Source organism: Umezawaea sp. (assembly GCF_057122925.1).
Window position 1 is genome coordinate 1 of the sequence record NZ_DBNGPQ010000110.1, and the last position, 15,532, is coordinate 15,532.

Here is a 15,532-nt window from a genome sequence, read left to right on the forward strand (position 1 = left end):
ACAACCCTGTTGGTTCGTTCTTCCACCACCCCTGGTAAGGCGGTGCCGCGAACGGCGCCGGGTTGGGCTGACGCGTCGGCGTTCTGCGAGGCGAACGGGCTCGTGCGGGCGCCGTCGCTCGGGCCCGGCCACGTGGACGGCCGGCGGCGGGGGCGGCCAGCCGGACCGGGTGTCGATCGCGTCGTTCGACGAGCGGCGCGGGGGGTCGGTGGTCGAGCCCGCGAAGGCCGTGGCGGGGTACCGGTCGTTCGAGCGGCCTCGGGCGGGCGGGTCGGCGCGTCCGGGTGGGTCGCGGGCAGCACCGGCCAGGTCGCGGGGCCGGCGGTCCGCTCGTCGTGACGGACGGTGGGCGCGGACCGCGTCCGCGCCCACCGCCGCGCTACCCGAGGGTGAAGTGGTCGACGTCGAACAGACCGCCCGACCCCGCCCCGGTGAACACGAGCACCACCTGGCCGGTCGCCGTGCCGGTCAGCGCGGTCGACACGCTGGTGAACGTGTCGTAGCCGCCGGTGTTGGGCACCGCCACCGAACCCAGCAGCGGCCCGGTGGACGAGCCGGACCGGACCTCGATCCGGCCTCCCGCTCCGCCGGAGGACACCCGTGCGGTGAACTGCCGGGCACCCGCGGTCGACACCTGGGAGTAGGCCGCCCAGTCGCCGTTCTCGATGTACCCGACGGTCTGGCCGCCGACCGCGCCGGCGTGCCCGGCGGGCTGCACGCCGGACGACGACGTGTACGCCTCGCCCTGCACCTGCGTCGGCACGACCACACCGAGTTCCTTGATCCGCACGTTGCGGAAGGACACCGCGCCGTCACCGAGGTTCTGGAGGCCGACGTGGCCCTGCCGCAGGCTCCGCGCCGGATCGGTGTTGGTGAAGTCGTTGACCTGCCTGCCGTTCAGCAGCACCCGCAGCCGTTCGCCCTCGACCAGCAGCTCGAAGGTGTTCCACTGCCCCGGCGGGTTCAGCGCCGCGTCGCGGACGGCGGTGTCGGGCGCCTGCGCGCCGTGGACCGCTCCGGTCGTGGTGTTGGCCGCACCGGAGGCGTCGATCGCCACCTCGTACCCGCCCGCGCCCGGATCGGCGGCGCCGGAGGCCGGGAACCCGAGGAAGATCCCCGAGTCGCCGTCGCCGGTGAGCCGCCAGTCGAGCTTGAGCGAGTACGAGCCGAACTCCTTGGCGGAGTGCCAGAGGTTGCCCGGTCCGCCGCGTGACGTGAGCGTCCCGTCGGCGTTGGCGAAGCTCCCGGTGCCCGCCTGCGACCAGCCAGCGGTGGAGCCGGTGAACAGCCCGGTGTAGCCCGATTCCGGTCGGCAGTCCGCCTTCGCCCGTCCGGCGGCGAACCTGATGCCGCCGAGCAGGTGGGCGCGGAACACCGGGTCGGCGTAGGACTCGATCGTGTGACCGAGTCCGGTGTAGAACGACCGGCCCGCCGACACCGCGCGGCACCAGGAGATCGGGTGGTCGGCGCCCATCCTGCCGCCGGAGTAGCTGGACTCGTCCAGCGTCGCCAGCACGTGCACGTTCGGCCTGGGGTTGGCGCGGTAGTCGTACAGCTCGTCGGTGCGGGTCCACGTCGGGCCGAGGTGCGCGGTCGCGGCGTGCGCCCGGTCCTCGACCTTCACGGTGGCCTGCTGGACGGTGGGGTGGCTGAGGAAGTACGCCCCGACCACCTGCCCGTAGAACGGCCAGTCGTACTCGGTGTCCGCCGCCGCGTGCACGCCGACGAACCCGCCGCCGCCGTTGACGTAGGACTCGAACGCCGACTGCTGGGTGCCGTCGAGCACGTCACCGGTGGTGCTGAGGAACACCACGGCGGCGTACTTGGCCAGCTCGGTGGGGGTGAACGCCGCCGCGTTCTCCGTCGCGGTGACGGTGAACCCGTTGGCGGCGCCCAGGTCGCGGATCGCCTGGATCCCCGCGGGGATGGAGTCGTGCCGGAAGCCCGCGGTCTTCGAGAAGACCAGGACCTGGTAGGGAGCTTGGGCCTGCGCCGCCGGTGTCATGACCACACCGGCCGACAGTAGTGCCGCCGCGGCGAGCACGGGGAGTCTGCGCATCGTCTTCAGCCCTTCAGCCGGAGGTGGTGAAGTGGTCGACGTCGAACGCGGAGTCCGCGGGCGCGCCCGGACCGGTGAAGGTCAGGAACAGCGGCCCGGACCCGGTCCCGGTGAGGGTCGTGGAGACCGTCTGGAACGTCTCCCACCCGCCGGTGACCGGTACCGCGACCGAGCCGAGGACCGTCCCCGTCTGGGAACCGGACCTGATCTGGATCGTGCCGCCGGTGCCGGCCGAGGACACCGACGCGCTGAACGACCGCAGACCCGCCGTGCTCACCGACGAGTACCCGGCCCAGTCGCCGGTGTTGATGTACCCGGCGGTGGCGCCGCCGCTGGCGTTCGCGTGCGGTGCGGGCTCCACGCCGCCGGTCGAGGTGAACGCCTCGCCCTCGACCCGGTTCCCGCTCGTGGTGACCGTGATCGCGTCGACGTCGAACAGGTTGCCCTGCCCGGTCACGCCCTTGAACACCAGGAACAGCGGGGTGGACCCGCTGGGCCGGTTGGTCAGCGGGGTGCTGACGTCGACGAAGGTGTCCCAGTTGCCGGTGTTGGCGACCGCCATGGAGCCGAGCAGCGTGCCGGTGGCCGAGCCCGCGCGGACCTCCAGCGTGCCGCCCGGACCGCCGGACGAGACCCGTGCGGTGACCGAGGTGGCGTTGGCGAGAACGTAGGGCGAGTAGGAGATCCAGTCGCCGTTGTCGGTGTAGCCGACGGTCTTGCCGCCCTCGGCGGTGGCGTGGTCGGCGACCTGGACGCCCTGCTGGGCCCCGAAGTGCTCGGCCTGCCGGTGCCTGGGCTGGAGGATGCTGACGCCGTGGGAGGTCAGGCCCGCGTTGTCGGTGTACTCCGCGTCGAAGACGCCGTAGACGTTCGCCGCGGCGTCGTGCTCACCGTCGACCGGCACCGGGATCGTTCCGGAGCAGCCGGTCCTCTGGGTGATCTGGTGGCGGTGGGAGTCGTGGCCGAGCAGGTAGGTGACCTTGACCCGCGAGCAGTCGACCGGGCCGTCCTCCGGGTCGCTGGCGCTCACCTGGAACGGGACGGTGTCGCCGAAGGAGAACAGCGCGCCGTCGCCCGGCAGTCGCAGGGTCACCGTCGGGGCGGTGTTGCCCGCCGTGACCAGGATGCTCGCCGACCCCGTCAGACCGGTCGGGTCCGTCACGGTCAGCTTCGACGAGTAGGAACCCGCTGTCGTGTAGGTGTGCGACGGGTTCGCGGCGGTGGACGTGCCGCCGTCGCCGAACTCCCACCGGTAGGTCAGCGCGCCGCCCTCGGGGTCGGCGCTGCCCGCGGAGGAGAACGCCACGGTGAGCGGGAGCGCGCCGGACACCCTGTCCGCCGCCACCTTCGCCGTCGGCGGCCGGGGCGTGTTGCCCTTGTAGTCGATCCGGTACAGGGCCTGGTTGTCCGACCCGGTGCCGTAGTCGAGGACGTAGAGCGCGCCCTCCGGGCCGAAGTTCATGTCCATCACCTGCGTGCCGCTCCACGGGAACGCCTCGATCGCGCCCCGCGAACCGTCCGCGTCGACGCCGATCGCCTTGATCCAGCGGCGGCCGTACTCGCCCGCGAAGTACTTGCCGTCCAAGGACTGCGGGAACTTCGTGGCCGAGTTCAGGTTCGGGTTGAACCGGTAGACCGGGCCGCCCATCGGGGACTCCGAGCCGCTGCCGAACTCCGGCGGCGACCCCTCGTCACCCGCGTACTTGATCCACGCCGCGCGCGGGGCCGGCAGCTTCGCCAGCCCGGTGTTGCGCGGCGAGGAGTTGGTCGGGCCGGTGGCGCAGTCGTGCTTCGCCCCCGACGGTCCGCTGGGGAAGGTGAACCGGTTGTACGTCTCGGTGGTGCTGTTCGAGCCGGTGCAGTACGGCCAGCCGTAGTTGCCCGCGCTGGTGATGCGGTCGAACTCCACCTGCCCGCTCGGCCCGCGGTTGGCGTTGGTCACGCCCGCGTCCGGCCCGTAGTCGCCGAGGTAGACCACACCGGTGGCCTTGTCGACGTTCATCCGGAACGGGTTGCGGAAGCCCATCGCGTAGATCTCCGGGCGCGTCCGCGCGGTGCCCGGCGCGAACAGGTTGCCGGACGGGACCGTGTACGTGCCGTCGGGTTGCGGCTTGATCCGCAGCAGCTTCCCGCGCAGGTCGTTCGTGTTGCCCGAGGTGCGCTGGGCGTCGAACTGCGGGTTGCGGCTCGTGCGCTCGTCGATCGGCGAGTAGCCGTCGGAGACGAACGGGTTCGTGTCGTCGCCGGTGGTCAGGTACAGGTTCCCGGCGGCGTCGAAGTCCAGGTCGCCGCCGACGTGGCAGCACTGGCCGCGGTCGTTGGGCACCCTCAGGACGACCTTCTCGCTGGCGAGGTCGAGGGTGTTGTCCGTCTTCAGCACGAACCGCGACAGGTGCAGCTCACCCTTGAACGGCGCGAACTGCGCCTCCGTGCCGTCGGCGGGCGCGTCACCGTCCGGTGTGGACAGCCGGGGCGAGTGGTACAGGTACAGGTAGCGGTTCGAGGCGAAGCCGGGGTCCGCGACGACGCCCTGGAGCCCTTCCTCGTCGTGGGTGTAGACGGAGAGCTTCGCGGCGACCGTCGTGGAGTTGCCCGCGGAGTTGGTGACGCGGACCGTGCCGTCGCGGGCGGTGTGCACCACGGAGCGGTCGGGCAGGACGGTGAAGGACATCGGTTCGCCGAGCTTCGCCGAGCCGACGGCGAGCTGGACCTGTTGGTAGTCGGCGGCCGGGATGTCGGCCGCGGCGGGCAGGGGTGTCAGCAGTGAGGCGATCAGCAGTGACGCGCCGAACGCCCGCGCCCACACCGGTGGGGTTGCGGACATGGCAGGGTTTCCTCTTCCGGCAGGGGGCATCGCCCGCCGACCTCTGGTGCCTGGTCGGCGGTGGTGCCCTGGCAGGGTGGTGCCCTAGTCGGTGCTCGGGACAGCGGCGCCGGCGGAGGCTTGTGGCCGTCCGACGCCGGGCTTGCGGTGGAGTTCTGGTGGGCTGGTGCTCACCCGGTCGTGCGGAGGTCGGTGGCTCGGCTCATCCACCCACCTCCACCAGGCCGAGGGACTGGAGTTCGTCGCGCACCCAGTCCAGCTCGGCCGTCAGCCCCTTCACGAGGCCGGCCTCCCCGACCGGGCGTTCGGGCAGCGCCTGCCACGTGTACGTCTCGACCTCGACGTGGTCGGTCCACGCGGTGGCACCGCCGAAGAGCTTCCTCAGCGTCCCCCGCAGGACGTCGCGGGTGGTGGTCAGCGGCGGGCGCGGGTCGGCGTGCAGCGGGGTGTGGAAGTGCACCCGCCACGGGGCGTGCCCCGGCAGGCCGCCCGCGAGCGCCGCGTCCAGGTCGTCCACGCCGTACGGCGCGCCCTCCCTGGTCTGGTGCAGGAACCGGCGCTCCACGAACGACGACAGCGCGTACCGGGTGGCCGGGTCGCGGGGCCTGCGGACGTGCAGCGCGGTGGAGGCCTGCACCTTCACCACGGGGATGCCCGCGGCCGACAGCGCGTCGAGGGCCTCGACGGGTTCCTCGAACGCGACCGCGAGGTGGCAGGTGTCCAGGCAGACGCCGAGCCTGGTGGTGTCCGCGTCGCGGAAGTGGGTGACGGCCTGGCCGGTGTTCTCCACGACGCAGCCGGGTTCGGGCTCGAAGCCGACCCTGATCGACCGGTCGAGCCGGGACAGCCCGTCGGCCAGCAGGTCGAGCTGGCGGGCCGCGCGGATCGACCGGGAGGCCGTCCACGGGTCGCGCCAGCCCAGCGGCAGCGTCGAGATGCTGCCGCGCGTCGCGTCGTCGGGCATCAGCGCCGCGAGCAGCCTGGCCAGGTCGAGCGTGTAGCGGGTGCGGCGGGGGTCGGCCCAGTCCGGGTGGTAGACCGCGTGCTTGACCACGGGTGCGGGGAAGCCCTGGTAGGGGAACCCGTTGACGGTCACCACCTCCAGACCCCGGCTGCCCAGCTCGGACCGGAGCTTGGCCAGTGCCGCCCGGTCGGCGAGCAGTTCGCTCGCGACCGGTCGCGCCAGCCAGAGCCCGAGGCCGAGCCGGTCGACGCCGAGGCGCTTGCGAACCGGCTCGCCGAACCGGCGCAGCTGGTCGAGCACCCCGGCCATGTTCTCGGCCGCGTGCACGTTGGTGCAGTAGGCGACGTGCACCGTGGTGCCGTCGGAGTGGCGGAAGCGCACGGCCCTCACCCCCGCCCGCGCGCGGGCGCGACCACGGCCCGGCGGTCGTCGGTGGTGCGGGGCCCCCGGTGGACGTGGTGGTGGAAGAAGCGCATCAGGCCTCCCCGGCGAGGACCATCGGGACGTCGGCGGGCACCGGACGTCCGGCGGCGACGCGGTCGGCGGCGAACGCGCGCGGCGTGCGGCGCAGCTCGTCGTCGATGCGCGGAGCGCCCATCTCCGCGGGCGGCACGCCCGCGGCGACGCACTTGAGGACGGCGGGCCGGTAGGCGTGCGCGTCCAGCCCCTCGACCCTCGCGGTGGCGAGCGCGGCGGCGACCGGGGCGAGGTCGTCGGTGCGCAGCGCGTCCAGGACCAGCGGCAGCCGGGCGTCACCGACCGGCAGCACGTCCAGCGCGGACCCGAAGAACTCGGGGTCGCCGAGCCGGTGCTCGGCGAAGCCGGTCGTCGCGCAGCCGAAGCGCGGCCCGGTCACGGCGGCAGCACCTCCCCGGACTGCGTGCGCCCCACCGGGTTCGGGTTCGTCCCGACCACCCGCCGCACCTGGCGCGGCACCGGATCGCGGGCCGCCTCCAGGTGCGCCGGGCCGACGGCCACCGCGTGACCGCCGAGCGGCGCGCCCCCGAGCACCGGACGGGGCGCGCCGACCTCCACCGCGACCGCGGTGGTCGCGAGCACGGGGGTGGCGGGCGCGCTCATCGGCGCGCCCAGTCGCGCAGCACGTCGTGCTGGGCGGCCAACCGGTGCGGCCCGGCACCCGGCGGGTCCTCGAAGAAGAACGCAGGCTCCGGCACCTGGCCGGGCGCGTCGACGGTCGCCGTGAACCGGGCCGGGTCGAGCACCGGCGGCGCGGCCAGCGCGGAGTCGCTGCCCTGCCAGGTGACCTGGAGGGTCATGCGGGTGCCGAGGAAGCCCTCGAACAGCACGTGGTCCCACGAGGCCGGTCGGCGCCGCGGCGACCGCCCGCACCGCCGCGGCGGCCACGACGGCCGTCGTCGCGACCGCTCCCCGTGCCCCCACGAGCCGCACCCCGGTCCTGCCCGCGGTGGCCCCCCGGTCCCGTCGCACGTCGGACGGCGCGGAGTCGGTGCTCATCGGACGCTCCCCACCGCGGACCGGACGGGCACCAGGGCCGGGTCGCCGAACACCGCTTCGAGCGCCACGTTCGCCCCGCCCCGCGACGCGGCGGCGAACCCGAGCGTGGACAGCTCCACCCGGCAGCCGCCGATGTCCGGCGCGATCACGCGGGACCGCAGCTCGGCCATCATCGGGCCCAGCAGGTACGGGCCGAGGCGGGCGAAGTAGCCGCCGAGGACGACCACCCTCGGGTTGACGAAGTTGATCAGGATCGACGCGCCGACGCCCAGCCCGGCACCGACCTCCGCCAGCGCGTCGAGCGTGCGCCGGTCACCGGTCTCCGCGCGGCGGCGGATCATGTCCAGCCGCTGCTCCAGGTCCAGCGACGGGTCGCTGACCGGGTCGTCGGCGTCGGCCGCGAGCCGGAGCATCCCCGCCATCCCGACCAGCGTCTCCCAGCAGCCGCGACGGCCGCAGCCGCACTCGTGGCCCGCCGGGTCGAGCTGGATGTGCCCGACCTCGCCGGAGAACCCCTCCGCGCCGCCGAGGAGCCTGCCGCCGGAGATCACCCCGCCGCCGACCCCGATCTCGCCGGTCAGGTACACCAGGTCGGGCGTTCCCGCGACGCCGCCCATCGCGTACTCGCCGAGCGCCGCGAGGTTCGCGTCGTTGGCCACCCGGATCGGCACCGGGTGCTCGCCGAGCAGCCCGGTGAGCCGCTCGGTCATCCCGCGCACCACGGGCACGTCCCGCCAGTGCAGGTTCGGCGCGAACGCGACGACCCCGCCCTCCACGTCGACCAGCGCCGGGATCGCGACCGTCACGCCCACCGGCAGCACGTCGCGCCGCCTGCACTCCCGCACGGCGCGCGCCGTCAGCTCCGCCACGGCGTCCAGCACGTCCCCCGGCGGCAGCGCCTGCACGTCCAGCGCGACCCGCTGCTCGAACAGCACCGTGCGGGTCAGGTCGAGCACCAGCGCGGTCAGGTAGTCGACGTTGATCTCCACGCCGATCCCGCCGACGCACCGCCCGTCCAGCTCGACGCTCTTGCCGGGCCGCCCGACCGCACCCGCCCGGTCCACCTCGCCCTCGCGCACCAGTCCGCGGTCCACCAGTTCCGCCACCAGGCTCGACACGGTGGCCTTGTTCAGCCCGGTGTCGGCCGCGATGCCCGCGCGCGAGCGGGCGCCGCGAGCGCCGAGGTGCCGCAGGACCAGCGCCAGGTTGCTCCGGCGCACGGCGGCCTGGTCGGCGGGCTGCGCCAAGGCCAGAGATCGGAGGACTGGGGAAGGGTGCACGGCCACCGCCGGTTAGTCGGTCGGATCAACGAATCGCGCCACTCGAATGCTCGTTAACAGTCGGTTTTTTACGGGTAACGACCCGTGAATTAAGACTCAAGCGGACGCGCACAAGCAACAGTTCACGTCTCCATGTCCCACTAATGGAGTAGTCATCAGCGCGCCCACCAGCCCTAATGAACCACGCGAGCCGACCACTGCTCCGCCTGGCGCAACAACCCTTGCTCCGTAGGAAATTTCCGGTCGTCAGACGGCTTGACGCCATTTGGACCACACGCTATACAGGGGGTGAATTAGTTCCGGCATTGGCTTAATCTCACGCGCCGCACAGCACGCTTTTCCATTATTCGACACCCAATTGACATCGTTGTCACCCGCGCGGACACGAATTCCGCCCACAGTTCCACGACCAGGTGGGCCACTCCCGCACCACGACCACCCCGATCCCCCGCACCACCCGGCTCGCAGCCGGAACACGTCGGGTCGGTGCCCCTGGACGGCGATGCCACCCCCTCGCACACCGGGGCAGCGCTCACCGCCGAACCCCACCGTGACGAATCCCGAGGGCGACCACCGGCCGGACGACACCCGCGCCCTCGCCCGCGCCCCGATGACACAGCGGAGGCCCGACCGGACAAATGTCCGACTGGCGTCCACGGGGCCCGCCGAGCTTCACCAGGTCACAGCCGGGATCACCGGACCTGGCACACTTCCCGTGGACCAGCGCGACGGGAAGCACCTGGTCAGGAAGGAGCGCAGGTGGTAGAAGGACACCTAGCCGCTGCTCCGACCGTGGTCAGGGCGATGCTGGGAAAACTGATGCGAACGAACCACCCCCACCCCGCGTATCTATCCACGACACCGCGTACCACTTCTTCACCCGGTTGTGGCACGATTCCGGCCACCCACTCGCGCCGGCAGCGCATGACGGAAGGAGCCAGGTGAACGCCCGCACCGAGCAGGTCGACGACCTGCAGCTCGTCGCGCTACCCAGCGCGGTGAACTGCGCGGAACTCTTCGCGCGCTTCTCGCTGGCCGAATGGTCCTTGCGCCCCATGCAGGACGAGGCAGCACACGTACTGGGCCACCTGGTCGCGTCCGTAGTGGACACCGCCAACCACAGGGTGCCGCGCTTCATCACCCTGCGCCTGCGCCTCTCCGGCAACATGCTGATCCTAGAGGTCGAGATCGACCCGTACGCCCCGAAACCAGCCCCCACGAACGCCCTCAAGGGCAGGCACGCGGGCATCCTGCAACTGGACGACGGCTGCACGCTCCTCTGGTGCGAACTACCGCTGCCCACGGGCATGACCGCCTCAGCGGTCCCGCTCCCCAGGCGCGAACCCCGCCGCTCCCCGGCAGCGGAAGGCCTCCCCCCGGAGGCGACCGAGGTAGACCCGCAGGTGATGGAACGCCTGCTCTACGGCTTGGGCGGCTCACAGGGCTGGCAGGGCGAGTAACCACAGCGGTCGAGCGACCACGGCAGTACGGGGACCGGCGCGCAGGTTCCGCGGACGAGCGGCACCGGGTTCCGCGGACCAGCAGCAGTCGGCTCCTCCGGACCAGCGGCAGCGGGTTCCGCGGACCAGCGCCGCTCGGCTCCTCCGGACCAGCGGCAGCGGAGTTCCGCGGACCAGCAGCAGGCTTCTCCTGACCAGCAGCAGCGGAGTTCCGCGGACCAGCGCCGCTCGGCTCCTCCCGACCAGCGGCAGCAGGCTTCTCCGGACCGACAGCAGCGGGGTCCGGTCAGACCCCCTCACCCCCGAGCAGCAAAGTCCTCCAAGTACCCAGCAGCCGCCCCAGCCCCACCAGCCTCCAGAAACGCCCGCCGAACCCTCCCGGCGGCCTCCCGGTACCCACCCTCCCCCAACACCGCGTCCAGGGCCGCCCCGATCTGCCGCGCCCCGGCCAACCCGAACCTGACCTGCACCCCAACCCCGGCCCCCTCCACCTGACCGGCCACGATCGGCTGATCATCCCGGATGGGGGCGACCACCAGCGGCAGCCCGGAGTTCAACGCCTCGCACACCGTGTTGTGCCCCGCGTGGCAGACCACCGCGTCCACCGACGCCATCAGCTCCAACTGCGGCACCTCCGGCAGCACGAGCACGTCGTCATCGGACGCCCCGACCGCCCCGGACGGGTCCACCACCACGGCCTGCACCCGATCGGCCCGCTCCCGGACCGCGACCACGGCCTCCCGCAGGAACCGCGCCCCGGCGCCCACGCTGATCGTCCCCAGGCTGATCAGCACCAGCGACCGCCGCGGGTCCAACCGGTCCCACGGGAAGTCGGCCACGACCGGACGCGGGTGCAGCGACGGCCCGACGTACGCGATCGGCTCACGCCGGGGGATCGGCCCGACCAGGTCCTCCACGGTGTACGCGAGCACCAGGTCCGGTGAGTACCTCAGGTCGGAGGACGGGCCGCCGTAGTCCTTGCGCAGCCCGGCGAACAGGGCGTGCAGCCAGTCCAGCACCTTCGGCAGCCCGGCCTCCATGTCGATCAGCTCGGCGGGCGTGGTGGCCGAGGTGGCCCACGGGATCCCCGCGGCTCCCGCGACCAGCGCCCCGGCCAGCGCCTGCTGGTCGGCCACGACGACGTCCGGCGCGAACACCTCCACCGCCGCCCGCACACCCGGAACCATGGTGTGCGCCAACGGTTCCAGGAACTCCTCCCACATGACCTTGATCGATCTCATGCTCCGCACCTCGGGCCCGCGCTCGGTCCACCGCCCGGCGGCGGGCGGGACGGCGCAGTCGAACACCACCGCGTCCGGCCCCAGCACCGACCGCAGCAGCGGCCCGTACCCGGCCCACGCGACCGAGTGCCCGCGCTCCACGAGCTTCGCCGCCACGCCGATCGTCGGGTTCACGTGCCCGGTCATCGGCGGCACCACGAACAGGAACCGGCGGGCCGCACCGTCCCCTCCGGACGGGACCGGGGGCCGGACCGCGAGCGGGTGCACGGGCGGCGGCGTGAACACCGGGCCGGTGTTCACGCGCAACTGGGCGACGACCTCGTCCACCAGCGTCCCCACCCGCAGGGAGATGAGCTGGTCCATGTCCAGTCCCCGGAGGAACGGGACCAGGTCGACCCGGCCGCCGTAGAACGCGCCGAGCACACCCAGCAGCACGGGCAGGTCGGTGCCGATGCTCTCGAACTGGAGGTCGGTGTGGAGGTCGGTGTCGCGGGTGATCGACTCCGCGGCCACGCCGTAGTCGCCCAGCACGCGGACCAGGATGTCCGCGACTTCGCGGTGCACGACGTCGGGGTCCACGGTGGTCGGCATCAGGTCCTCCGGAAGGGTGGGGGAAGTGGGTGTCGACGCGGTGAGGACCGGCCGACCGTCAACGGGATCGACGACGTGCCAGCGCCCCCGCACCGGGTCGCCGTCGATTCGGCTGGTGGGCGAGGGTGGCCCGTGGGGCACCAGCCTGGTGATCCGCAGCACCCGGCCCGGTCGGACCCGCAGCACCGAGCGGACGATGTTCTCCAGCGCCGCCAGCGGCAGGGCGAGCGGCGGGGTCAGCGGAACGGCCCACAGGTCGGCGGGCTGGGGTTCGCGCACCACGGCGGTCCGGTCGACCGGGCCCGCGCCCTCGTGCCAGGTGGCGACCGGGATGACCGCGCCGAGCCAGCGGGCGGGCGCGGGGACCGTCGACTCGCGCGCGGCGTGCACCGCTACCGGCGCGTCGACCTCCCGCGACTCGTAGCCGAGGCGGAGTTCGGCGACCGGACCGAGACCGGGGCGGTCGAACCGCACGTCCACCACCGTCTCACCATCCACAGTGGACAGCGTGGTGGTGCGGCGCAGTTCGAGCGCTCCCCGCTCCAGCCGCAGCCCCTCCAGGCACACGGCGACGTCGCCGATCCAGGCCACCGCGGGCTCCTCGCCCGCCGGGTGCACCCACACCGCGGACGCGAGCGCGTTCTCCAGCAGCACGCCCACCGGCACGGCGGCGTGACCGGACACGGCGAAGTCGGTCAGCACGGGCGCGCTCGCGTCGTCGAACAGCACGTCGGCGACGAACTCGACGCCGGGCCGGTAGCCGACGGGGATGCCGAGGTGGAAGACGCGCGGGTAGACGGCGGCGAACTCCGGCACCTCGCGGTGCAGCGGGAACCCCCGCACCTGCACGGGGTTCAGCGCGCTGCCGAGCGCGCCGAGGAACGTGACCTCGCCGTGGGCGGGGGCGCGCAGCTCCTCCGCCCAGCGGCGCACGCCCTCGTCGGCGCCGATGGCGGTCATGTACCGGACGGCCGCGTCGTAGTTCGTGATCAGCCCCATCCGCTCCCACGTCGGCCAGCACAGCGTGGTGACCGGGAACGGGGCGCGCGCGTCGGCCCAGAGCCCGAGGCGGGTGAGGCCGTCGTTGGCCGCCGCGTAGGCGATCTGGCCGACCATCCCGCCGAGGCGTCCGCTCATGGAACCGGTGTTGCAGAAGAACTTCAGCGGCCGGTCGCGCAGCGCCGCGAACAGGTGCGCGAACCCGTCGACCTTGGTGGCGACGGTCCGCAGGATGTCGTCGTCCGACATCCTCGGCAGCCGGGTGGCCGTGTCGACGCCCGCGTTGTGCACCACGCCGGTCAGCGCGGGCCCGAGCCTCGCCAGCAGCGCGTCGACCTGCGCGCGGTCGGTGAAGTCGCAGACCTCGTAGTCGAGGCGCAGCCCGTCGGCCCTGGCCGACGCCACGTTGGCCGCGAGCAGCCGCCGCTGCGCCATCCTGGTCGTCTCGGCGCGGACCGCGGCCAGCGTGCCGTCCGCGCTGGCTCGAATCCACAGATCCCGTTGGTGGGCCTTGAAACCGTCGTCGTCGAGCGAGCCCCACGCGTCGTCGGGGCCGGGCAGCGGGTGGCGTCCGGTGACGACCACGCGGCACCCGTGCGCCGCGGCGAGGGCCGTCGCGGCGGCGAACCCGATGCCCCGGCCACCACCGGAGACCAGGACGAGGTCGGAGGGGTCGAGGCTCACCGTCGGCGCCCCGCCGTCCTCCCGCCGGGGCGCCAGGGTGTAGCGGACGCCGCCCGCGTAGCCGACCTCGTAGGAGCCCCACCGGTACAGCTCGCGGACCAGGACGGAGGGCAGGTCGGCGACCTCGGCGGGGTCGATGTCGACGACCTTGGTGTTCAGGTTCGGCAGCTCCTGGTGCAGCGTCTTGGCCAGCCCGGCCCACAGCCCGCCCCACGGCCGGTCGCTCGCGCCCCGGTACCCCATCCGGCCGCCGAGGTAGGTGACGGCGACGTAGCAGGTCCTGGTGGCGTCGGTCTCCTCGGACCAGGCGTCGTAGCAGCCGCGGAGCGCGCCGATGGTGCGGAGCAGGGCGGGCCGCCAGTCGGCGGGGAACCCGGCGTCGGACGTGAGGTCGACGATGCCGTCCGGCCGGTCGTCGGCGTCGCGCAGGTGGCCCTGGCCCACGAGCACCACGCCGTGCGCGACCAGCTCGGCCCCGACCGCCTCCCGCGTCTCGGGCGTGCCGCCGATCAGCAGGATCCGCTTGCCCGCCAGCAGTTCCGATGGTGAGGGGTCCGGTGTGGACGTCCGGCGCGGGTGCCAGACGAACCGGCGGGTGCTCACGACGGCACGCGGGAGGCGGTCATCAGCACGTTGGGCATCGGGCGCAGGGACGCCTTGGGCCAGATGCCGGTCGGCCTGCCGGGCGTCAAATCCATCCGCACGCGTCCCACGACGGTGGCGACGACGAGCTGAACCTCCATCAGCGCCGCTTCGAATCCGATGCACTTGCGGGCTCCGCCCCCGAACGGGTAGTACGCGTACTTGGGCCGGTCCGCGACCTGGTGCGCGGGGCAGAACCGCTGCGGATCGAACGCCTCCGGGTTCTCCCACAGGCTCCGGCTGTGCTGCGTCACGTAGGACGACAGCAGCACCGAGCTGCCCGCCGGGACGTGGTAGCCACCGATGGTGTCGTCGGCCACCACGTCCCGAGGATAGGACCACACCGCCGGGTAGAGCCGCAACGACTCCGACACGACCTGCTTGAGGTAGGGCAGCTCCGGCAGGTCGTCGACGGTCGGCGTCCGTCCACCCAGGACTTCCGCCAGCTCGGACTCCAGCCGCCTGCGCACCTCCGGGTGCTGCGACAGCGCGTGCAGGGTCCACACGATGCTGCACCCGGTGGTCTCGTGGCCTGCGAGGAACAGGGTCTTCAGCTCGGCCAGCACGGCCTCGCGCGGCCACGGCGCGCCGTGCTCGTCGCGGGCGGCGAGCAGCGCGGACACGACGGTGTGCTCCTCGACCTCGCCGCGCACGTGCCGCTCGACGACCTCGTCGAGCACGCGGTCGAGCGTGGCGCGGTGCCGGGTGGAGGTCCGGCGGTAGGGGGTCGGCACCCAGCGCGGCAGCAGCTGCGACACCGAGCCGCTGCGCAGCACGGCCTGCATCGCGAACAGGGTGGCGGGCTGGAGCTCGGCGGAGTGCGGGCGCAGGTCGACGCCGAGGAACATCTTCCCGAACACGCCCATGGCCATCGTCATGACGCCGTCGGTCACGTCGACCGGCTCGCCGCGGTCGGCGGCGGCCTCCCACCCGGCGACCAGGTCCTCGGCGCACCCGGTGATCGCGGAGGACTTCTCCACCAGCCGGGGCTTGTGGAAGAAGGGCTGGCTGACCTGTCTGCGCTCGCGCCACTCGGCGCCGTCGGTGGTGAGCATCCCCCGGCCGAAGAACAGGTCGAAGTTGCCGTAGAACTTGCCGCGCACGTAGTTCCTCGCGTTGTCCTGGAGGATGTGCTTGACCGCGTCCGGGTCGCTGACCAGGTGCACCACGAACGGGCCGAGCGAGATGCGCACGATCCCGCCGTGCTCCTGCTCCATCGCCGTCACGAAGCCGATGGCGTCGCGGTCGAAGCGGCCGAGCTGGCTGCCGCTCGGGCCGGGCGCGTTCACCTGGTCAGCCACCGGGGTTCTCC

9 protein-coding genes and 1 pseudogene are annotated in these 15,532 nt (G+C 73.0%); 1 reads left to right on the forward strand and 9 read right to left on the reverse strand.

Annotation, left to right across the window (positions count from 1 at the left end):
- Positions 1-379: 379 nt before the first annotated feature.
- The 7 genes and pseudogenes from AC156L_RS25445 to AC156L_RS25475 form a co-directional block, all read right to left on the reverse strand.
- A complete protein-coding gene (locus AC156L_RS25445; protein WP_414720119.1) occupies positions 380-2,059 on the reverse strand; it encodes a ThuA domain-containing protein in 1,680 nt (559 codons plus the stop codon).
- Between the two features lie 13 nt (positions 2,060-2,072).
- Entirely contained in the window at positions 2,073-4,883 is a 2,811-nt protein-coding gene (locus tag AC156L_RS25450; RefSeq protein ID WP_330883263.1) for a carbohydrate-binding protein, read from the reverse strand.
- Between the two features lie 202 nt (positions 4,884-5,085).
- Positions 5,086-6,228 (reverse strand): metabolite traffic protein EboE, encoded by a 1,143-nt coding sequence (eboE, locus tag AC156L_RS25455; RefSeq protein WP_330883265.1) that lies wholly within the window; start codon positions 6,226-6,228, stop codon positions 5,086-5,088.
- A 94-nt stretch (positions 6,229-6,322) separates the two neighbouring features.
- On the reverse strand, positions 6,323-6,703 hold the full coding sequence (locus tag AC156L_RS25460; protein ID WP_330883267.1) for an EboA domain-containing protein: 381 nt from the start codon (positions 6,701-6,703) through the stop codon (positions 6,323-6,325).
- A complete protein-coding gene (locus tag AC156L_RS25465; protein WP_330883269.1) occupies positions 6,700-6,927 on the reverse strand; it encodes a hypothetical protein in 228 nt (75 codons plus the stop codon). Before AC156L_RS25465 ends, AC156L_RS25460 begins: the two co-directional genes overlap by 4 nt.
- Positions 6,924-7,166, reverse strand: a pseudogene (locus AC156L_RS25470) (inositol-3-phosphate synthase); the annotation flags it as partial. The gene AC156L_RS25465 and the pseudogene AC156L_RS25470, both read right to left, overlap by 4 nt.
- Positions 7,167-7,319: 153 nt before the next feature.
- The gene (locus tag AC156L_RS25475) at positions 7,320-8,570 is read right to left on the reverse strand and encodes an ROK family transcriptional regulator (RefSeq protein WP_330883272.1); all 1,251 of its coding nucleotides are present in this window, start codon (positions 8,568-8,570) and stop codon (positions 7,320-7,322) included.
- Between the two features lie 974 nt (positions 8,571-9,544).
- Here AC156L_RS25475 and AC156L_RS25480 point away from each other — a divergent pair.
- Entirely contained in the window at positions 9,545-10,063 is a 519-nt protein-coding gene (locus tag AC156L_RS25480; RefSeq protein ID WP_330883275.1) for an ATP-binding protein, read from the forward strand.
- Between the two features lie 296 nt (positions 10,064-10,359).
- On the opposite strand, the gene AC156L_RS25485 is transcribed toward AC156L_RS25480, so the two are convergent.
- Together AC156L_RS25485 and AC156L_RS25490 are read right to left on the reverse strand one after the other, a co-directional pair.
- Positions 10,360-14,181, reverse strand: a complete 3,822-nt coding sequence (locus AC156L_RS25485; protein ID WP_330883277.1) for a KR domain-containing protein — start codon at positions 14,179-14,181, stop codon at positions 10,360-10,362.
- On the reverse strand, positions 14,178-15,521 hold the full coding sequence (locus AC156L_RS25490; protein ID WP_330883279.1) for a cytochrome P450: 1,344 nt from the start codon (positions 15,519-15,521) through the stop codon (positions 14,178-14,180). The genes AC156L_RS25485 and AC156L_RS25490 overlap by 4 nt, the downstream gene beginning before the upstream one ends.
- Positions 15,522-15,532 lie beyond the last annotated feature (11 nt).